Source organism: Janthinobacterium aestuarii (genome assembly GCF_051380835.1).
GTDB lineage: Bacteria > Pseudomonadota > Gammaproteobacteria > Burkholderiales > Burkholderiaceae_D > Janthinobacterium > Janthinobacterium aestuarii.
Genome location: NZ_JBNYXU010000009.1, coordinates 152,158 through 173,161 on the forward strand (window position 1 = coordinate 152,158; position 21,004 = coordinate 173,161).

17 protein-coding genes and 1 riboswitch are annotated in these 21,004 nt (G+C 62.5%); of the genes, 3 read left to right on the forward strand and 14 right to left on the reverse strand.

The window, feature by feature from the left end; genetic code table 11:
- Positions 1-109: 109 nt before the first annotated feature.
- Entirely contained in the window at positions 110-2,413 is a 2,304-nt protein-coding gene (locus tag ACQ4WO_RS22285) for a UvrD-helicase domain-containing protein (RefSeq protein ID WP_034749150.1), read from the reverse strand.
- Positions 2,414-2,521: 108 nt separating this feature from the next.
- On the opposite strand from ACQ4WO_RS22285, the gene ACQ4WO_RS22290 reads away from it, so the two are divergent.
- A complete protein-coding gene (locus tag ACQ4WO_RS22290; RefSeq protein ID WP_436483287.1) occupies positions 2,522-2,797 on the forward strand; it encodes a hypothetical protein in 276 nt (91 codons plus the stop codon).
- On the opposite strand, the gene ACQ4WO_RS22295 is transcribed toward ACQ4WO_RS22290, so the two are convergent.
- The 12 genes from ACQ4WO_RS22295 to ACQ4WO_RS22350 form a co-directional block, all read right to left on the reverse strand.
- Positions 2,794-3,648 (reverse strand): hypothetical protein, encoded by an 855-nt coding sequence (locus ACQ4WO_RS22295; RefSeq protein ID WP_436483288.1) that lies wholly within the window; start codon positions 3,646-3,648, stop codon positions 2,794-2,796. The genes ACQ4WO_RS22290 and ACQ4WO_RS22295 overlap by 4 nt on opposite strands.
- A 183-nt stretch (positions 3,649-3,831) precedes the next feature.
- On the reverse strand, positions 3,832-4,938 hold the full coding sequence (locus tag ACQ4WO_RS22300; RefSeq protein ID WP_436483289.1) for an S-(hydroxymethyl)glutathione dehydrogenase/class III alcohol dehydrogenase: 1,107 nt from the start codon (positions 4,936-4,938) through the stop codon (positions 3,832-3,834).
- A gap of 93 nt (positions 4,939-5,031) precedes the next feature.
- Entirely contained in the window at positions 5,032-5,664 is a 633-nt protein-coding gene (locus ACQ4WO_RS22305; RefSeq protein WP_034749164.1) for an ANTAR domain-containing response regulator, read from the reverse strand.
- 78 nt (positions 5,665-5,742) lie between these two features.
- Positions 5,743-6,354 (reverse strand): thiamine phosphate synthase, encoded by a 612-nt coding sequence (gene thiE, locus ACQ4WO_RS22310; protein ID WP_436483290.1) that lies wholly within the window; start codon positions 6,352-6,354, stop codon positions 5,743-5,745.
- Between the two features lie 10 nt (positions 6,355-6,364).
- Entirely contained in the window at positions 6,365-7,120 is a 756-nt protein-coding gene (locus tag ACQ4WO_RS22315) for a hydroxymethylpyrimidine/phosphomethylpyrimidine kinase (protein ID WP_436483291.1), read from the reverse strand.
- Positions 7,121-7,128: 8 nt separating this feature from the next.
- On the reverse strand, positions 7,129-7,923 hold the full coding sequence (locus ACQ4WO_RS22320) for a thiazole synthase (RefSeq protein WP_436483292.1): 795 nt from the start codon (positions 7,921-7,923) through the stop codon (positions 7,129-7,131).
- 143 nt (positions 7,924-8,066) lie between these two features.
- Complete coding sequence (gene thiS, locus ACQ4WO_RS22325; RefSeq protein ID WP_128141284.1) at positions 8,067-8,279, reverse strand: sulfur carrier protein ThiS; 213 nt, start codon at positions 8,277-8,279, stop codon at positions 8,067-8,069.
- Between the two features lie 11 nt (positions 8,280-8,290).
- On the reverse strand, positions 8,291-10,204 hold the full coding sequence (thiC, locus tag ACQ4WO_RS22330) for a phosphomethylpyrimidine synthase ThiC (protein ID WP_436483293.1): 1,914 nt from the start codon (positions 10,202-10,204) through the stop codon (positions 8,291-8,293).
- Between the two features lie 79 nt (positions 10,205-10,283).
- A riboswitch (TPP riboswitch) is annotated at positions 10,284-10,399 on the reverse strand.
- 83 nt (positions 10,400-10,482) lie between these two features.
- On the reverse strand, positions 10,483-10,740 hold the full coding sequence (locus tag ACQ4WO_RS22335) for a hypothetical protein (protein ID WP_034749180.1): 258 nt from the start codon (positions 10,738-10,740) through the stop codon (positions 10,483-10,485).
- Between the two features lie 38 nt (positions 10,741-10,778).
- Entirely contained in the window at positions 10,779-11,585 is an 807-nt protein-coding gene (locus ACQ4WO_RS22340; protein WP_436483294.1) for a response regulator, read from the reverse strand.
- A gap of 28 nt (positions 11,586-11,613) precedes the next feature.
- Complete coding sequence (locus ACQ4WO_RS22345) at positions 11,614-13,518, reverse strand: hybrid sensor histidine kinase/response regulator (protein WP_436483295.1); 1,905 nt, start codon at positions 13,516-13,518, stop codon at positions 11,614-11,616.
- A 45-nt stretch (positions 13,519-13,563) separates the two neighbouring features.
- On the reverse strand, positions 13,564-14,304 hold the full coding sequence (locus tag ACQ4WO_RS22350; RefSeq protein WP_436483296.1) for a Crp/Fnr family transcriptional regulator: 741 nt from the start codon (positions 14,302-14,304) through the stop codon (positions 13,564-13,566).
- A gap of 235 nt (positions 14,305-14,539) precedes the next feature.
- On the opposite strand from ACQ4WO_RS22350, the gene ACQ4WO_RS22355 reads away from it, so the two are divergent.
- Positions 14,540-16,621, forward strand: coding sequence for a putative bifunctional diguanylate cyclase/phosphodiesterase (locus tag ACQ4WO_RS22355; protein ID WP_436483297.1), 2,082 nt, complete (start codon positions 14,540-14,542; stop codon positions 16,619-16,621).
- A gap of 9 nt (positions 16,622-16,630) precedes the next feature.
- On the opposite strand, the gene ACQ4WO_RS22360 is transcribed toward ACQ4WO_RS22355, so the two are convergent.
- Positions 16,631-17,668, reverse strand: a complete 1,038-nt coding sequence (locus ACQ4WO_RS22360) for a porin (protein ID WP_436483298.1) — start codon at positions 17,666-17,668, stop codon at positions 16,631-16,633.
- Positions 17,669-18,158: 490 nt separating this feature from the next.
- Here ACQ4WO_RS22360 and ACQ4WO_RS22365 point away from each other — a divergent pair, with 490 nt between their 5' ends.
- Positions 18,159-20,966, forward strand: coding sequence for a valine--tRNA ligase (locus tag ACQ4WO_RS22365; RefSeq protein WP_436483299.1), 2,808 nt, complete (start codon positions 18,159-18,161; stop codon positions 20,964-20,966).
- Positions 20,967-21,004 lie beyond the last annotated feature (38 nt).

Genomic DNA, 21,004 nt, shown 5'->3' on the forward strand with positions numbered 1-21,004 from the left:
ATCCGACGCGACCGGTCAGAGTATCTTCCCGGTAGGACGGATTAGCGGGGCCGAAGGCCACGCGTAATCCGACAACATTGTTAGCGCCCGCGTTGGTGCCGGGTTACCTTCACAGCCGTTCCAGCTTCGCAATCCCCAGGTCCAGCACCTTCATGCCGTGCTGTCCGAAATTGATTTGCGCGCGCGCATTGCCGCCGCCGCCTTCGATATTGACGATCACGCCTTCGCCGAACTTGGCGTGCGCCACGGATTCGCCGATGCGCCAGCCGCCGCCCGTGGCTTTTTGCGCGATCTTTTGTGCAATCGCATTGTCCGAACCGAGGCTGGCCACACGCGGTGCCTCGTCCCAGGCCGACTTGCGGTTGCCGAACCAGTTCGCCTGCACTTTCGGCGACAGCCATTTCAGCGATTCTTCCGGCAATTCGTCAAAGAAGCGCGACTTCATGTTATAGCGCGTCTGGCCGTGCAGCATGCGCGTCTGCGAAAAGCTCATGTACAGCCGCTTGCGCGCGCGCGTGATGGCCACGTACATCAGCCGGCGTTCCTCTTCCACGCCATTGTCTTCCTTCGAGCTGCTTTCGTGCGGGAACAGGCCCTCTTCCAGGCCGGTAATGAACACATTGTCGAATTCCAGGCCCTTGGCCGAGTGCACCGTCATCATCTGCAGCGCATCCTGGCCCGCTTGCGCCTGGTTATCGCCCGCTTCCAGCGACGCGTGCGACAGGAAGGCGGACAGCGGCGACATCACGGCCGGCAGCGGCGCGTCCGCGTCGAGGATTTCGATGCCATCCTGGTTCACGACGGGCGCGCCCGACTGCGCCTGGGCGGCAGGGCCCAGATGGGCCGGTGCGCCCTGGCCGAAACCTTCCTCGGAAATGAACTGGCTGGCAGCACTGACCATCTGCTCCAGGTTCTCGATGCGGTCGGCGCCTTCTTTTTCATTTTGGTAATGCTGGAGCAAGGTACTCGCTTCCAGCACCACTCTGACCATTTCCGGCAAGGACAATTGCTGCGTTTCGAAACGCACGCCTTCGATCAGCTTGACGAAGCCGGCCAGCACGCTGCCCGCCTTGCCCGCCACATACGGCACGGATGCATACAGCGAAATACCGTACTGTTCCGACGCAGCCTGCAATTGCTCGATCGAACGCATGCCGATGCCGCGCGTAGGGAAATTGACCACGCGCAAGAAGGCCGAATCGTTGTGCGGATTGTCCATCAATTGCAAATAGGCAATCGCGTGCTTGACCTCGGCACGCTGGAAGTAGCGCTGGCCGCCATACACGTGATACGGAATCGCGGCCGAAAACAGCGCATGTTCGATCACACGCGACTGCGCGTTCGAGCGGTACAAGATCGCGATTTCGCTGCGCGAGGCACCGTCGGCGATCAGGCTTTTCGCCTCTTCGATGATCCACTGCGCTTCCTGCAAGTCGGAACTGGCTTCATACACGCGCACTTGCTCGCCATGGCCCGCGTCCGTGCGCAGATTCTTGCCCAGGCGCTTGCTGTTGTTCGCGATCAGCACGTTGGCGCTGTCGAGGATGTGGCCGTGCGAGCGGTAGTTCTGCTCAAGCTTGATCAAGTTCTTCACCTGGAACTCGTGCTCGAAGGCGCTCATATTGCCCACGTTGGCGCCGCGGAACGCGTAGATGCTCTGGTCATCGTCGCCGACGGCAAACAGGGCGCCGCCATCGCGGCTGCCGTGGCCGGCCAGCAATTTGAGCCAGTTGTATTGCAGGTTATTCGTATCCTGGAACTCGTCCACCAGAATATGGCGGAAACGGGCCTGGTAATGTTCGCGCAAGGGCTGGTTGCGGCTCAGCAATTCATACGTGCGCAACAGCAATTCGGCAAAATCGACGACGCCTTCGCGCTGGCACTGGTCGTCGTACAGCTGGTACAGCTCGACCATCTTGCGCTCGTGCGCGTCGTACGCTTCCACGTCCGTGGCGCGCAAGCCCTGGTCCTTGGCATTATTGATGAAATACATCACCGTCTTCGGCGGGAATTTTTCATCGTCAATATTGTTCGCCTTCAACAAGCGCTTGATCACGGACAATTGATCCTGCGAGTCGAGGATCTGGAACGTCTGCGGCAAGGCGGCGTCGCGGTAATGCGTGCGCAGCAGGCGGTTGCACAGGCCGTGGAAAGTGCCAATCCACATGCCGCGCGTATTGATGGGCAGCATGGCCGACAGGCGCGTGAGCATTTCCTTGGCGGCTTTGTTCGTAAACGTCACGGCCAGGATGCCGGGCGGCGATACCTGCTGGGTCTGGATCAGCCACGCGATGCGGGTGGTCAGCACGCGGGTCTTGCCTGAACCGGCGCCTGCCAGGATCAGCGCATGCTGCGCCGGCAAGGTGACGGCAGCCAATTGTTCGGGATTGAGGTTGTGAAGAAGATTTTGCATCCCGTGATTATACCGGCATGGCTAAAAATACTGTGCATTTGTCCAGCGGTCGCGGCATTTTACCCACGCGCGCTACAATCGCCATCCCGACACCTCTGCCTGCATCCCATGACACCACCGCCCCACATCGACGGCGCCCGTATACTGGCCTGGGCCTGGTCCGACCTGCCCTTCGGCCACGTCACCAATGAGCATGGCGGCGCCCCCGCCGCCATCCACGGCCTGGCCGTATGCCGCTACGCAGACGAAGCGCGCGTCTACCGTTTCAGCTGCGACGCGCAGTGGGAAACGGTGCAGGATGACGTGTATGCCAGCGAGGACGACGCCAGGGAGCAGTTGCCGGCGCAATACCGCGCCGTGACCGCCACTTGGAATCTTGCTTAGCGCACCAGTTTGGCCTTGCCTTCACTGAGCGCCTGGGCGATCACCTGGCGCGTGGTCTTGTCGGCGATCTTGACGACTTTTTCCTGCTGGCGGCCCAGGTCGCCCATTTGCTTGCCCAGCGCTTCCATCGGCTTGCTGCGCTGCTCCATCTGGCGCGACATCTGCTCCACTTTCTCGGCCTCGCGCTCGTGCACGTCGGCTATGCGGTCGTTGATCTCTTCCATCTTTTCCTGCGCATCTTCCATCTGCTGCTGCAGGCGTTCCACGTCGCGCTCGGCCGCGCGTCGCGCCGTGTCGCTCGTTGCCAGCGCCTGGCGGCGCGAGGCGTCACCGAGCTTGCGGCCAAGATCCTGCTGCTGGCGGCCCAGCGCGCGCAACTGTTCCGACTCGCGCGCGCTGCCTTTTTCCAGGCTGCGGGCGCCCATCTTGCGGCCCATTTCACCCATGGCCTTGCCATGCGCGCCCATTTGATCGCCGAGCGCGCTCATCTCCTTGCCGATCTGTTTCGAAGGCTGCCATGCCGTGCGCACCTTGCCCAGCAAGGCCGCATCCTGCAGCACGTAGGCCTGCCCCTGATCGCGGAACCACAGGAACGGCCCCTTGATCGAGCGCTTGAGCTTTTCCACCTGCTGCGAGTGAATATCGCTGTCGACGACGATGACGCCCTCGCTATCCGTGGCGCCATCGACCAGTGCATAGCTTTCGCCCTTGTCGAGCGAACGGCTGACCTGCACGCTGGGTGCGGCCGGCGGGGCAGGCGGCGCGGGCGGCTGCGGCGGCTGCACGGCCAGCGCACTGCCGCCAAGCAGGATACCGGCCAGGCTGAGGATCAAACGGTAGGAAGTGGACATGGCTGCCTCGTCGCAAAAGTAGTGGAGCATTGACTTTAGCGGCGGATGGAGCACGGCTCCAGCGCGGTGCGACAGGCTGCAAAAAGACCGGCCTGGATGGCAGACACGGACGATGGATGGAACGCCGGGCAAAAAAACGGAGGCCGCAGCCTCCGCAAAAACGCCGTGGTACGGCGTAATGTATTAGTACAGCACGACGGAGCGGATCGATTCGCCGCTCTTCATCAGGTCGAAGCCCTGGTTGATGTCGTCGAGCTTCAGGCGGTGCGTGATCAAATCGTCGATGTTGAGCTTGCCTTCCATATACCAGTCGACGATCTTCGGTACGTCCGTGCGTCCCCGTGCGCCACCGAAGGCGGAACCTTTCCACACGCGTCCCGTCACCAGCTGGAATGGACGGGTGGAAATTTCCTGGCCGGCCGCCGCCACGCCGATGATGATGGACTGGCCCCAGCCCTTGTGGCAGCACTCGAGCGACTGGCGCATGGTGGTGGTGTTGCCGATGCATTCAAACGAATAGTCGGCGCCGCCGTCCGTCAGCTGCACGATGGTGTCGACGACATTTTCCACCTCGTTGGAGTTGACGAAATGCGTCATGCCGAACTTGCGCGCGATGGCCTGGCGTGCCGGGTTGATGTCCACGCCGATAATCTTGTCTGCGCCGACCATCTTGGCCGCCTGGATCACGTTCAGGCCGATGCCGCCCAGGCCGAACACGACGACATTTGCGCCCGCCTCGACCTTGGCCGTGAACAGCACGGCGCCCACGCCCGTCGTCACGCCGCAACCGATATAGCAGACCTTGTCGAATGGCGCGTCTTCGCGGATCTTCGCCAGGGCAATTTCCGGCACGACGATGTAATTCGAGAACGTGGACGTGCCCATGTAGTGGAAGATGGGCTTGCCGTCGATGGAAAAGCGCGAGGTGGCGTCCGGCATCAGGCCGCGACCCTGGGTCGAGCGGATCGATTGGCACAAGTTCGTCTTTTGCGACAGGCAGAATTTGCACTGACGGCATTCCGGCGTGTACAGGGGAATGACGTGGTCATCCTTTTTCAGGCTTTTCACGCCCGGGCCCACGTCGACGACGATGCCGGCGCCTTCATGGCCGAGGATGGACGGGAAGATGCCTTCCGGATCGGCGCCCGACAAGGTGTAGTAATCGGTATGGCAAATGCCCGTGGCCTTGATCTCGACCAGTACTTCGCCCTCGCGCGGGCCGGCCAGGTCGACTTCCTCGATGGTCAAAGGCGCGCCCGCCTTCCATGCAATCGCTGCTTTGGTTTTCATGTGTGTCCTGTGGTGTGTGCTGTGTATGGTTGAACCGGGCGCGCCAGCGCGCCGTATCGCCACATCATAGCAAAGCAGGCGCCAGTAAAACGCTTACTTGGTTTTCGCGCGGTTCAAAAAGGCGCCGTGCAAGCCGTTCAGGGTTTCCTCGGCCAGCAGCAGCTGGCTGGCGATTTCATTGATCTTGCGGCGGCTGGAACGGGCATGGTCGCGCAGCACTTCGAAGGCCGTGTTGCGGTCCGTCTGGAACTTGCCCATCAGCAAACCCACGGCCAGGCTCGTTTCGCGGCCGGCGGCCAGCGCCGCGTTCAGGTTCAGTTCGGTACGGCGCAGCTGGCGGATTTCATCGGCACGGGCCAGGCCCGCTTCGAACGCGGGCATCAAGCGGCCCTCGTCGACGGGTTTCACCACGTAACCGACGGCGCCGTAGGCGGCCGCCTGCTTGCCCGATTCGCTGTCGCCGCTGCCGGAGAGGAACATGAAGGGCACGGCCGTCTCGCCATGCAGGCGCTTGGCCAGTTCCAGGCCGGACATGCCCGGCATGTGGATGTCGAGCAAGGCCAGGTCCGGCTCGCGCTGGGCGATCAGCTGCAGCGCCACTTCGGCCGAATGGGCCAAGGCTGTTTCGTAGCCGGCATGGCGCAGGACTTCGCCGAGGAATTCCAACAGGAGCTGGTCATCGTCAACGATCAGGATAAGGCGTTTCGCGGCGGCTGGCTGGCTCATGGGTGGGGGACCTCGGTAATGAATGATGTTCTTATTATATGCCGATTATTCCCCCAAACCAGCCCTGCACGTCCATGCTCACGCCGTAAACAAGTGATTGAATTGCTGCACCGCAATATCTACATCGTCCGCCTGGTAGACGCTAGTGATGGCCGCCACCATGTCGGCACCGCGCGCGGCCAGCGGCGCGGCGTTCTCCGGCGTCATGCCGCCGATCACCACGCAAGGCAAGGCGATCTCGCGCTTGGCCTGCAGCACGATGTCGAGCGGCGTCGTCACCGGATACTTTTTCACCAGCGACGGATAAAAGCCGCCGAAGGCCACGTAGCTGGCGCCACCCGCCTGCGCCGTCCGTGCCAAGGCCATGTCGCCATAGCACGAGGCACCGACGATCTTGTCCTTTCCCAAGCGCGCACGCACCTGCGCGACGGACGCATCCGTGCCGCCCACGTGCACGCCGTCCGCGTCCAGCTCTTCGCACAGCCCGATGAAGTCGTTGATGATGAAAGGCACGCCATACTTGCGGGCCAGGGCCAGCAAGGCGCCCGCCTGCTCGCGCCGCTGATCCGCTTCCGCGCTCTTGTGGCGGTATTGCAGCAAGGCCACGCCTTCCTGCAAGGCTTGCTCGCTCACGTCGAGCAGGCGGTCGGTGTCGTCCCAGTTCGGGGTGACCAGATACAGTCCACGCATGATATTTTCCTTATTGAATGAATCGTTGCGGCATCAGCTGGCCTGGCGCTATTGCATACGCGCCGGCCAGGGCCGCATGGCAATAGCGTTGTGCGCCATCGAGCGCCTCTTGCATCGGCACGCCTTGCGCCAGGCGCGCCGCGATGGCGGACGCCAAGGTGCAGCCGCTGCCGTGGAATTCGCCCGGCAAGCGCGGCCAGCGCCACTCGCGCTCGCCACCAGCCCCATCGAGCCAGCGGTTGACAATCATTTCGCCTTCACCGTGACCGCCCGTCACCAGCACGTTCCGGCAGCCTTGCGCAAGTAAATTGTCTGCGCCACCGAGGGCCAGCGCTTCCGGCCCGTTCGGTACGATGACGGTCGTCACCGGCAGCAAGGGCGCCAGCGCCAGGACGGCGTCGTCCCGGCTGAGCACGTCGCCATGGCCGCTGGCCAGCACGGGGTCTAGCACGACAGGCAAGTCCGGCCGAATCAGCCGCAATTGCGCGATCAGTTGCGCGATGACGGCCGCATTCGCGGCGCTGCCGGGAATGCCGATCTTGACGGCATGAATCGACATCTTGTCGATCAGCGCCTGCGCCTGCCGGCGCAGCAATTCCGGCGCCACCGGCTCGACAGCAAACACGTAGTCGTTGTCCTGCACCGTCAGCGCCGTGATGACGGGCAAGGCATGCGCGCCCTGCGCCGCAATCGCCACGATATCGGCGGCGATGCCGGCGCCGCCTGACGGGTCGGCGCCGGCAAACACGAGCACAGTGTGGCGCATCGGCACCGTCATGCCAGGCGGCCCGCCATCGGCGACGACGGCGACGCGGCAAACTTGCGCGGCATGCGTCCCGCCAAAAACGCTTCGCGTCCGGCCCGCACAGCCAGCTTCATCGCGTGGGCCATGCGTACGGGGTCGCGCGCGCCGGCAATGGCCGTATTCATCAGCACGCCATCGCAGCCCAGTTCCATGGCAATGGCCGCATCGGACGCCGTGCCCACGCCAGCATCGACGAGCACGGGCACTTTCGCCTGGTCGATGATCAGCGACAAGTTCCACGGATTCAAGATGCCCATGCCCGAGCCGATCAATGAGGCCAGCGGCATGACGGCCACGCAGCCGATGTCTTCCAGAATCTTCGCCTGGATCGGGTCGTCGCTACAGTAGACCATCACGTCAAAACCATCCTTGACCAGCGCTTCGGCCGCAATCAACGTTTCCGGCATGTGCGGGAACAGGGTCTTTTCGTCACCGAGCACTTCGAGTTTCACCAGATTGCGCCCGCCCAGCAGCTCGCGCGCCAGTTGCAGGGTGTAGACGGCGTCTTTCGCGTTATAGCAGCCGGCCGTGTTCGGCAAAATCGTGTACTGGTCGGGCGGCACGAAGTCGAGCAGGCTGGGCGCGTTCGGGTCCTGCCCGATATTCACGCGCCGGATCGCCACCGTGATGATCTGCGCCTCGGCCGCATCCGTCGCTTCGCGCGTCTGCGGCAAATCCTTGTACTTGCCGCTGCCCACCAGCAAGCGCGATTGATACTGTTTTCCTGCGATGGTCAGCAGGTCATTATTTGTTTCGGTATTCATGTGCTCTTCCTTAAGTTTTTAAACGTCCGAAGAAAACCGTAGCGAGCGGCGATGATTTGTGGCCGAGACGCGCAACCGTGCTTGAGCACGGTGAGCATCGCAGGCCGCAAAGCGCGAGGCGCAGTAGGTTTGCTTGGACGTTTTCAGCCGCCGCCGATGGCGCGTACTATTTCAACCTGATCCTGGGTTTGCAAAACCTGTCCCGGCCACGCCTTGCGCGGCACGACATTACGGTTGACGGCCAGCGCCAGCGCCTGGTTTTCCAACGACAGCGCGGCGATCAATTGGTCCAGGGTTTGCCCCGGCGGCACCTGGTGCGGCGCGCCGTTGAGCGTGATGTTGATGAATGCGGGCATCACGCTCTCCCTCAGACCTTGCGGTACAGCTCGGCACCGTTCTTGATGAATTCGATGGCCTTGATTTCCATGCCCTGCTTGAGCGCCTTGTCTTCCGCGATGCCCATGCCGGCCGCGTATTCGCGCACTTCCTGCGTGATCTTCATCGAGCAGAAATGCGGGCCGCACATGGAGCAGAAATGCGCCACCTTGGCCGAATCCTTGGGCAAGGTTTCATCGTGGAATTCGCGTGCCTTGTCCGGGTCCAGGCCAATGTTGAACTGGTCGTCCCAGCGGAATTCGAAGCGGGCTTTCGACAGGGCGTTGTCGCGGATTTGCGCGCCCGGATGGCCCTTGGCCAGGTCGGCCGCGTGCGCCGCAATCTTGTAGGTGATGATGCCGTCCTTGACGTCCGCCTTGTTGGGCAAGCCCAGGTGTTCCTTCGGCGTCACATAGCACAGCATGGCCGTGCCGTACCAGCCGATCATGGCCGCGCCGATGCCGGACGTGATGTGGTCGTAGCCGGGCGCGATATCGGTCGTCAGCGGCCCCAGGGTATAGAACGGCGCTTCGCCGCACTGTTCCAGCTGCAAATCCATGTTTTCCTTGATCAGCTGCATCGGCACGTGGCCCGGGCCCTCGATCATCACCTGCACGTCGTGCTTCCAGGCGACTTGCGTCAGCTCGCCCAGGGTTTTCAGTTCGCCCAGCTGCGCCTCGTCGTTGGCGTCGTAGATGGAGCCCGGGCGCAAGCCGTCGCCCAGCGAGAACGACACGTCGTACGCCTTCATGATTTCGCAGATCTCTTCGAAATGCGTGTACAGGAACGATTCCTGGTGATGCGCCAAACACCATTTCGCCATGATGGAGCCGCCGCGCGAAACGATGCCCGTCAAGCGCTTGGCCGTCATCGGCACATAGCGCAGCAGCACGCCCGCGTGGATGGTGAAGTAGTCGACGCCCTGCTCGGCCTGCTCGATCAGGGTATCGCGGAAGATTTCCCAAGTTAAATCTTCGGCCTTGCCATTGACCTTTTCCAAGGCCTGGTAGATGGGCACGGTGCCGATCGGCACGGGGCTGTTACGCACGATCCATTCGCGCGTCTCGTGGATATGTTTACCTGTGGATAGATCCATCACGTTGTCGCCGCCCCAGCGGATGGCCCAGGTCATCTTTTCCACTTCCTCGCCGATCGACGAGGTGACGGCCGAGTTGCCGATATTCGCGTTGATTTTCACGAGGAAATTGCGGCCGATAATCATCGGCTCGACTTCCGGATGGTTGATGTTGGCGGGGATGATGGCGCGGCCGCGGGCGATTTCCTCGCGCACGAATTCCGGCGTGATCTCGGTCGGGATGCTGGCGCCAAACGACTGGCCCGGATGCTGGCGGCCCATCAGGTCGGCCAGGCGCTCGCCCATGGGGCCGGACGCTTTCAGCTCACGCAAATATTCCTGACGGCGCATGTTTTCGCGGATGGCGACATATTCCATTTCCGGCGTGATGATGCCCTGGCGCGCGTAATGCATCTGCGTCACGTTCTTGCCGGCAATGGCGCGGCGCGGCTTGCGGTGCAGGTTGAAACGCAGCTCGGCCAGCTTCGGGTCCGCCAGGCGGGCGATGCCGTAGTCGGAGGTCGGGCCCGGCAATTCTTCCGTATCGGCACGTTCGACGATCCACGGCAGGCGCGGCGTGTCGAGGCCCGAGCGGATGTCGATCTGCACGTCCGGGTCCGTGTACGGGCCGGACGTGTCGTAGACGTAGATCGGCGGATTCTTTTCACCGCCGAACGACGCTTCCGTGTCGGACTGGCTGATTTCGCGCATGGGCACGCGGATGTCGGGGCGGCTGCCTTCAACATAGATCTTGCGCGAATTGGGCAGCGGCGCGATGGCGGCTTCGTCGACCGTGGCGGTGGCGGAGAGGAATTTCGGGTTGGCGTTCATTTTGGCTCCTTGGCTAGACTATTTTTAAGCCTGGAGCCAGCTAAGGAGGTTCGGCTGCGCGCACGCGGAAAGGCGGGGTGCGTTCATCCTAAAGCTTCCCTTCGCTGGCATTATCCAGATCAGGTTCGGAGGGTATTTCTCACCCGCGCTTGCACTGTGTTTCCACAGCGAAAGGCAGGACCCCTAGCGTTTGCCGCCTTGCGGCAGCGAGCCAATTATACGCGGTTCACGCCGCGCGGCCAGATGATTTCTTGCAGGTGTCGTCTTTGTACATCGCTCTACTTCTTCTTGCCCCAGCGCCAGCTGGTCGGTTCGCCCTTCAGCTGACAGATGAAAATGAGCACGGCAACGATGGCCACTTCATAGACGATGTAGCCCACCAGCATGGTCTGCGGCGGGAACAGGAAGGCGCCGCAGGCGAACAGCGCCAGCGCGGCCAGGAACACCAGCCAGCCCTGCCACGTGATGGGCAAGCCCCAGCCCCAGCCATAGGTCTTGGCGGGGAACCAGTATTGCGGCGTTGATTTGTCAGTCATGATTTTTCCTGGTCAGTATCGATAGCACCCAGTATAAATCAGGCAATGCGATGGCGCTCCGTGACATCGAGGCCGATACCGCGGTAGCCGATGAAGCGGCTGCCACTGTCGAACATCGGTTCGCCGCTCACTTGCAGGTACTGCGTGCTGCCGTCGAGGTTGGCGCGGCTGTAGATGAAATCGAGGAAAGGTTCGCGCGCGGCAATTTTTGCATCGAGCAGCGCTCGTTCGGTGGCATTCCAGCGCTGCGGCTCTTGCTCGCTGCCGATGCCCAGCATTTCAGCCACGGGACCGGAAAAGCGCGTCAGATTGCCCTGCGCATCCTGTTCCCAGTACCAGTCGGACGACAGTTCCGTGAAGCGCTGGAAACGCGCTTCGCTTTCGCGCAGCTCCGCCGTGCGCGCTTCCACCATTTGCTCCAGCGACTTGTTGTATTCGGCCAGCTTCTGGTACAGCAGGCGCACTTCCAGCATGTTGTGGATGCGCGTTTTAACTTCCACCAGGTCGAACGGCTTGCTGACAAAGTCCTTGGCGCCCGCCTGCAGCGCGCGCAGCTTGTGGCCGGGCTGGGCCGTGATCACCAGCACGGGCAGATAGCTGCCCGCCTCGATGTCGCGCAAGCCTTCCATAACCTCGAAGCCATCCATTTCCGGCATCTGCAAGTCGAGCAGGATCAGGTCGTAGCGGTGCTGCTGGTGCAGCGCGCGCACGGCTTGCGGGTCCATGGTGGACGTGATGCGCGTATAGCCGGCATTGCGCAGCACCTGTTCCAGCAGCAGGACGTTCGCCTCCTGGTCATCGACGATGAGGATGCTGGCGTTCAGGATCTCGGTGGCTTGAAGCATGGCGGTATTCCTAAAAATAAATGCTGAATTAGCGTACTGCGTGAATGTCGTCGGCCAGGCCGTGCGCGGCCGCATGGTGCAGGGCTACGTCGAGCGCATCCATGAATTCGACGACCTTGATCGGCTTGGTCAGGTAGCGGAAGAAGCCCGCTTCCAGGCCCTTCTCGATGTCGCGCGGCACGGCGTTGGCCGACAGGGCCATCACGGGAATATGGCTCGTCAGCGGGTCGTCGTGCAGGATGTGCAGGGCGCCGAAGCCGCTGATGCCGGGCAGGTTGATGTCCATCAAGATCACGTCCGGCTGATACGTGCGCGCCAGGTCGATACCCAGGTGCGCATCGATGGCCGTCAGCAGTTTCAAATCGCTGCGGCGGGCGATCAATTGCTCCACCAGCGCCAGGTTGGCGGGATTGTCTTCCACGTACAGCAAGGTGCGCTGGCTTTCCTGCGGCTCCTGCACCTGCGGCAGCGCGTCGCCGTCGCCCAGCACCAGTGCCGGCGCGCTGCTGGCGGCCAGTTCAAACCAGAACGTGGTGCCCACGCCGACCGTGCTGTCGACGCCGATAGTACCGCCCATCAATTCGACCAGTTGCTTGGTGACGACCAGGCCGATGCCCGTGCCCTCTTCCGTGCTGTTTTCCTGTCCCAGGCGGTTGAAGGGCTGGAACAGCTGGGCCACCTGGCCCGCATCGAGGCCGGCGCCGCTGTCGCGCACGCTGACCCGTACCTTGGTGCCGCGCTGGCTGCAATCGACGGTGACGGTGCCGCCGCCCTGGTTGTACTTGATGGCGTTCGACAGCAGGTTGACCATCACCTGCTTCACGCGCGTGCGGTCCGCATGCACATAGAAGGCCTGGCCGCAGCGGGGGAAATGCATGCGGATGCCGCGTTTTTCCGCCTGCGGCGCGATCATCGCCTGGCAATCCTGCAACACGTCGAGCAGCGACATCGCTTCCTGCGACAAGGTAACCTTGCCCGATTCGATCATGGCCAGGTCGAGGATCTCATTGATCAGGCGCAGCAGATACCAGCCGCCCTTGAGGATTTGTTCGATCGAGCGCTGCTGCGGCACGCTGGGCGGCGGCACGTCGGACGCCATCAGCTGCGCAAAGCCCAGCACGGCGTTCAGCGGCGTGCGCAATTCATGGCTCATGCTCGACAAAAATTCGGACTTGGCGCGGTTGGCCTTTTCCGCCACCAGGCGCGCCTTCTTCAACTCCGCATTGTTGGTCTCGACCAGCGAGCGCGTATACGCCTGCTGCTCCTGCAAGCGTTGGTCCAGCAAGGCTTGCTCCGCCTCGACCTGCTTGCGAGCTGTATTGTCCGTGCCGATCAGCAAGTAACCGATGACTTTGCTTTGTGCATCGCGCAAGGCCGTTACCGAGACGATGGCGGGGAAGCGGCTGCCGTCCTTGCGGATGTAAGTCAGTTCATAAATGTCTTCGATGCCGCGCGTGGCCTTGAACACGAGCGCTTCCACGCCGGGCGTGATGACGGTGTCGAGTTCGGCACTGAGGGCGGCGGCGCGCGCGACGATTTCTTGCGCATCGGAAATGCCGGCCGGCGTCAGCTTGTCGACCACGTCGCTCGCTGCATAGCCCAGCATGCGTTCGGCGCCCACGTTGAAAATCTGGATCACGCCCTGCGCATCGGTGGCGATGCATGAGAAATTGGCGCTGTTGAAAATCGCATCTTGCAAGGCGCCCGCCTTGAGCAGCTGGCGCGGCAGGCTGGCCGCCAGGGTGCGCCGGTACAGTGCCACGAGCAGCATCAGCAACAAGAAGACCAGCGCGTCGATGACGCATGCCGTCTCGAACGGCGCGCGCCAGGCCAGCAGGCCGATGGCCAGCAGCACGATGGCGCTGAACGAAAACGCCAGCGCCATGGGCCAGCGCGACGGTGCGCGCGGGGGAATGTTTTCGACAGATTGCATGGGGTAGCCCGGGCTGTGACAACGATAAAAGAGAGGATGCGGTGTTCAGTGCGTCTGGCGCTGGCGCACGTCCGACAACAGGCGCGTGAATTCCTTTTTGACCACGCCATAGCATTCGCACACGTGGCCTTCGAGCCCGGTGCGGTCCAGCACGGAGATATGGCCGCGCCGGTAGCTGATGAAGCCCCGCGTCTGCAAACGCCCGGCCGCTTCCGTCACGCCTTCGCGGCGCACGCCGAGCATGTTGGCAATCAACTCCTGCGTCATCGTCAGCTCGCGGTTCGGCAGGCGGTCCATGGTCAGCAGCAGCCAGCGGCACAGTTGCTGTTCCACCGTATGGTGGCGGTTGCACACGGCCGTCTGCGACATTTGCGTGATCAGCGCTTGCGTATAGCGCAGCAGCAAGCGCATGACGGGACCGGCGCGGTCGAATTCTTCCATCAGCAAATGCGCCTTCAGCCGGTAGCCGACGCCGCCCGTCTGCACGACGGCGCGGCTCGGCGTCGAATTGCCGCCCATGAACAGCGACACACCCACGACGCCTTCATTGCCGACGCCGGCAATTTCCGACGAGCCGCCGTTTTCCAGCAGGTAGTGGATGGAAACGATGGCCGTGGTGGGGAAATACACGTGCTGCAGCTTGTCGCCCGAATCGTAGATCACGTCACCGAGCAGCATCGATACTTGCTCCAGATGGGGAGCCAGGCGCGCGAAATCGGCGTCGAGCATGGCGGCGAGCAAATGGTTTTGATTCGGGTTGTGCAGCTGGACATGCGGACTCGACATGGGCAGGTTTCCTGTTTTCCAGTCGTCAGCTAGGGGGAAGATGAAAGGCGTCCGAACGAGGGCCGCCATGCGGTGCAGCGTAACACAGCGCTGGCACAGTGCCCCGACTATATTTCTTGTCGGCATGGCCGTCCGTTCGGTAGCGAACGGACGACATTTCGCCGCGCACCCTACAGTCAGTCACTGCCCGGCCTGCCTGATCATGGATCGGCACCGGCGCTGCCACGGGACCACCATGCAATCATTCTTCAAACGCATCTCCATTTCCGTTTCCACCTCGGCCCTGCTCACCCTCGCGTTCGGGCTGTGCCTGACGGCCCTGTGCTACGCCTCGGCGCGCCAGATCGAAGCGGAAAGCGCCCGGCTGCTGCAGTACCACGCCAGCGGCCACACCTTGGGCGCCGCCCTGCTGCCGGCCAAAGGCATGGGCCTGGATGCCAACCATCGCGGCTCGCTGTATGTGCTGCTCGGTGGATTGCTGTCGAGCCTGCTGGCGGCCGCGTATGTATATCAGCTGGTCTCGCGCAATTCCGTAATTACCCGCATCACGGGCGAACGCACGGCGGCGCTGCAGTTTGCCAATTTGCGCCTGTCCGAAGACATCGCCGCGCGCATGCACAATGAAAAGTCGCTGCGTTTGCGCGAACGCATCATCGAAGTGTCGGCCAACGCCATCATCCTGTGCAGCGCCGACGCGCCGGGCTACCTGATTGAATACGTCAACCCGGCCTTCGAGCGCATCACCGGCTATGCGGCCGGCGAAGTCATCGGCCAGCGCCTGGAACACTTGCAGGGTCCCAAGCAAGGACGGCAAGACATGCACGCCATTACGGCGGCCCTGCGCGAACAGCGCGAAGGCAAGGCCATCGTGCGCAATTTCCGCAAGGATGGCAGCTGCTACTGGAGCGAGCTGTTCGTCGCACCCGTGCGCGACGGTGGCGATGGCCCCATCAGCCACTTTGTCGTGGCGCAATACGACATCAGCACTGTCATGCGCTTCGGACAGGAACTGGAATTCCAGGCCAGACACGATATCCTGACGGGCTTGGCAAACTGGACCCTGCTGCGCGAACGGCTGGAGCAGGCGATGGCCGTGACGCGGCGCAGCGGCCTGCCCCTGTGGGTGGTTTTCGTCGACCTCGACCGTTTTAAATTCGTCAACGATACCCTGGGCCACGATGCGGGCGACCTGGTGCTGAAAAACGTCGCCGAGCGCCTGCGCGACGCCACGCGTGAAGTCGACACGGTGGCGCGCCTGGGCGGCGACGAATTCGTGCTGTTGCTGCCCCAGCATGGCACTGGCGAACCGGGCGCGGCCATCTTGCAGCGCATCCAGGACGCCGTGGCCCAGCCGCTGCAACTGGGCGAATATGAATTTTTTCTCAGCTGCTGCATGGGCGTGGCCGTGTATCCCGATAATGGACGCGATGCCGACACCTTGATCAAGCACGCCGACATCGCCATGTACCGCGCCAAGGAACAGGGACGAGGCCAGTGGCAATTCTATGCTTCGAGCATGAATGCGGGCACCCTGGAGCGGCTGGAACTGGAGAGCGAGTTGCGCCACGCGCTGGAACGCAGGCAGTTTCACCTCGAATACCAGCCTCAGCTGGACCTGGTCAGCGGCGCGGTGGTGGGCATGGAAGCGCTGCTGCGCTGGCAACATCCGCAGCTGGGGCGTATTCCGCCTGCCAGCTTCATCGGCTTGGCCGAGGAAATGGGCTTGATCAACTCCATCGGCGACTGGGTGCTGCGCACGGCATGCGCGCAGACGCGCGCCTGGCAACTGGCCGGCCATGGCCCGCTGCGCCTGGCCGTCAACCTGTCGGCGCGGCAATTCAAGCAAAAAAACCTGCTGCACGCGGTGGCGCAGGCGCTGGCCGAGACAGGCCTCGATGCCACCCATCTGGAACTGGAATTGACGGAAAGCATGGTCATGCATAACGTAGAGCAAGCCAAAGCCATCATGGTCAACCTGAAGACGCTGGGCGTGCAACTGTCCATCGACGACTTCGGCACCGGCTATTCCAGCCTGGCCTACCTGCGCCACTTCCCCATCGACGTGCTGAAAATCGACAAGACCTTCGTCAGCGATATCACGCACAACATGGACGACGCGGCCATCGTGCGCGCCATCATTTCGCTGGCGCACAGCCTGCGCTTGAAAGTCATCGCCGAAGGCGTGGAAACGGAACAGCAACTGGCCTTCCTGCGCCGGCACGGCTGCGACCAGATGCAGGGCTACCTGTTCAGCCGCCCGCTGGCCGCGGCCGCCTTCGAAACACTGCTGCTCGAAGGCAACATGCTGCCCGCTTAGCGCAAAGGTTTAAAAAGCGTGGCGCAGGCCCACGTTGAAGGCGCGGTTGCCCGTGCCCACTTCCGTGGCATTCCCCACCAGGTAGGCGGCGTCGTTGCGGTTGCGGATGTGCGCGTAAGCAACATACACCTTGCTGCGCTTGGACAAGGCATACGTGGCGCCGACGGCCAGCTGCCGCGCATCGCGGTTGGCAGCGTCGCGGTCATCCTTGTGCACGTACGAGGCCAGCAAGGTCGTCGCGCCCAGCGGCACGGACACCCCGACGATGGCGTCGCGGCTGTCCGTGGACTGGGCCGGCGCCTGCGCCGCGCCATACGGGTTTTCCGCAAAGAACATGGTGCTGCCATCGCCCGTGTTGCGGCCATAACCGGCAAACGCCGTGGCCACGCCAAAGTTGTAATTGCCCGCCAAAATCGTGTTGTTGACATCGGCCTTGCCCGGTTCGCCGGCACGGCTCTGGCGCGCCAGGCGCAGGGTCAAGGGGCCGTTGACATAGCCGAGGGCCAGGCCCAGCGAGCGCTGGTCGGCCGCCACACCCGTGTGTTCGCCAAAGCCGTACAGGACCGTGGCCGTGACGCCGCGCAACTCGGGCGAGGTGTAGCGCACGGTATTGTCGATGCGCGTGGCCGAATAGCCGGCCAGGTTGGTTGCCGCGCCGGCCAGGCCGCCTTCGAATGGATCGGCCACGTCGGTCAAGGCCTGGCTTTGCAGGTTGTACTGGCGCCCCACGGTCAGCATGCCCAGCGGGCTGTCGATGCCGACAAAAGCCTGGCGGCCGAACAATTGCCCCGCCTGGTCGGAGCGGCCCGTGTCGCTCAGGACACCCGCTTCCAGGGTGAACACGGCTTGCAAGCCATTACCCAGCGATTCGGTGCCGCGCAAGCCCAGGCGCGAGCCGGCCGATATGCCGCTGGTGAGCTTGCTGATGCCGCCTTCCTGCACCAGGCCCGCATCCATCAAGCCATACACATCAACTGACGACTGGGCGTGGGCGGCAGGCAAGGCACCCAGGGTGGCGAGTGCCATCGTGATCGAGATTTTTTTCATGCTGGTTTCCTTGTAAAAGCAAAACCGGGAAAGCGCGCGGCCATGGCGCGGCCACAGGCGCAAAGGCGCGCTGCGGGAGTGCCGTATCGAAAGACGACGGGCCAGATAACAACATTCCTGGCTAAACTGTGGCGGCGCGGCCGGCAAACGGTGGCGCGCGGTATTCCGCCGTGAATGGTGCACCGCTGGCGGTGCGCGTGGCTCAGGCGCCCAGCCCGCAGGGGACGCTCTGAAAGTGGCTGGCATCGCAGATGCGCTGGCCGTGTGACGCGGACGAGAGTTGGATAAAACTGCGTCTGCTGGCGCCGTCCGCAAAGATAGGGCAGGAGGCGCCGAGGCCGGCATTATAACATCGGCAGCCCTTTCATCCCCGTCTGTTGCGGGAAAACGGCCCGCAAAGCCGCCAAAACACTGAAAAAGGCGGGTTGCCACGCTGCAGGCGATGCCGTGTCATCTATAATGGTTCCTTTTGCCAATCACACGCCAAATCATGGAATTAGCCAAGTCTTTCGAGCCCGCCGACATTGAACAATTCTGGCGCACCGAGTGGGAACAACGCGGTTACTTTACCGCCACCCTCGATGCCGGAAAACCTTCCTTCAGCATCCAGTTGCCGCCGCCGAACGTGACCGGCACCCTGCACATGGGCCATGCGTTCAACCAGACCATCATGGATGGCCTGACCCGCTACCACCGCATGCTGGGCCACAACACGGCCTGGATACCCGGCACCGACCACGCGGGCATCGCCACGCAAATCGTCGTGCAACGCCAGCTGGACGCGCAAAAGATTTCGCGCCATGACCTGGGCCGCGAGAAATTCGTGGAAAAAGTGTGGGAATGGAAAGAAAAATCGGGTTCCATCATCACCGGCCAGATGCGCCGTCTGGGCGCCTCCGCCGATTGGCAGCGCGAATACTTCACGATGGACGAGCCTCGTTCGAAAGTCGTCACCGACGTCTTCGTGCGCCTGTTCGAGCAGGGCCTGATCTACCGCGGCAAGCGCCTGGTCAACTGGGATCCGGTGCTGGGCACGGCCGTCTCCGACCTGGAAGTGGTGTCGGAAGAAGAAGACGGCTCGATGTGGTACATCAAGTACCCGCTGGCGGACGGCAGCGGCTTTTTGACGGTGGCCACCACCCGTCCTGAAACCATGCTGGGCGACGTGGCCGTGGCCGTCGATCCGACGGACGAGCGCTACCTGCCGCTGGTAGGCAAGATGCTCAAACTGCCATTGACCGACCGCGAAATCCCCATCATCGCCGACGAATACGTCGACAAGGAATTCGGCACGGGCTGCGTCAAGATCACCCCGGCGCACGACATGAACGATTACGCCGTGGGCCAGCGCCACAAACTGGCGCAGATCGTCATCCTGACCCTGGACGCGAAGATCACGGACGACGCGCCGGAAGCCTACCGCGGCATGGACCGCTTTGCCGCGCGCAAGCAGATCGTCGCCGACCTCGACGCGCAAGGCTTGCTGGAACAGGTCAAACCGCACAAGCTGATGGTGCCGCGCGGCGACCGCACGGGCGTCGTCATCGAGCCGATGCTGACGGACCAGTGGTTCGTCGCCATGAGCAAACCGGCGCCGGAAGGCACGTTCTTCCCGGGCAAATCGATTGCCGAGACGGCGCTGGAAAAAGTCGCCAACGGCGAAATCAAGTTCGTGCCGGAAAACTGGAGCACCACCTACAACCAGTGGCTCAACAACATCCAGGACTGGTGCATCTCGCGCCAGCTGTGGTGGGGCCACCAGATCCCGGCCTGGTACGACGACGCCGGCAATATCTTTGTCGCCAAGACCGAAGCGGAAGCCATCGCCAAGGCACAGGCCGCCGGCAGCACCGGTCCCTTGAAACGCGACGACGACGTGCTCGACACGTGGTTCTCGTCCGCCCTGGTGCCGTTCTCGACCATGGGCTGGCCGGAAGAAACGCCGGACATGAAGGCGTTCCTGCCATCGTCGGTGCTGGTCACAGGTTTCGATATCATTTTCTTCTGGGTCGCGCGCATGGTCATGATGACGGCGCACTTCACGGGCAAGGTGCCGTTTGAAACCGTCTACGTGCACGGCCTGGTGCGCGATTCGACGGGGCAGAAAATGTCGAAATCGAAAGGCAACACGCTGGACCCGATCGACCTGATCGACGGCATCGACCTGGAAGGCTTGATCGTCAAGCGCACGACCGGCCTGATGAACCCGCGCGACGCGGAAAAGATCACCAAGGCCACGCGCAAGGAATTCCCGGAAGGCATTTCGGCCTACGGCACGGACGCCGTGCGCTTCACCATGGCCAGCTACGCTTCGCTGGGCCGCAACATCAATTTCGACCTGGGTCGCTGCGAAGGCTACCGCAACTTCTGCAACAAGATGTGGAACGCCACCCGTTTCGTCATGATGAATACGGAAGGAAAAGACTGCACGCCTAACGACGCCGACCTGTCGCAAGCGGACAAGTGGATCATCTCGCTGCTGCAGAAGGCGGAACTGGACGTGGCCAAGGGCTTTGAAGACTTCCGCTTCGACAATATCGCCGCCACCATCTACAAATTCGTCTGGGACGAATATTGCGACTGGTACCTGGAAGTAGCCAAGGTGCAAGTGCAACAGGGCACGGAAGGCCAGCAGCGCGCCACCCGCCACACCCTGCTGCGCGTGCTGGAAGTGGTGCTGCGCCTGGCCCATCCGATCATTCCGTTCGTCACGGAAGCCTTGTGGCAGACGGTGGCGCCTTTGGCTGGCAAAACGCTCAAAGCTGAGGGTGATTCCATCATGATGCAGCCGTATCCGATCGCTAACACCGACAAGATCGACGAATCGGCCGAAGCGTGGATGCAGCAGCTGAAAGCCTTGACGGACGCGACGCGCAACCTGCGCGGCGAAATGCAGATCTCGCCTTCCGTGCGCGTGCCGCTGATCGTCGAAGCGGGCAATGCCAGCGAGAAAGAAGCGCTGGCATCGTATGCGCCATACATCCAGTCGCTGGGCAAGCTGGCCGACGTGCAGATCGTCGATGCGCTGCCGGACTCGCCTGCGGCCGTCGCCATCGTCGGCACCACCAAGCTGATGCTGAAAGTGGAAATCGACGTGGCTGCCGAACGCGAGCGCTTGGGCAAGGAAATCGCCCGCATCGAGGCGGAAATTGCCAAAGTCAACAGCAAATTGGGCAATGAAAGCTTTGTCGCGCGTGCCCCGGCCGCCATCGTCGCGCAAGAAAACGAGCGCTTGCTCAGTTTTTCGGCGACAATTGAAAAACTGCGCGAACAGTTTGCTAAACTAGCCAGCGCATAAGGCAAGTTTGGAAGGATTGCGCGGCGTCATCCGTGACG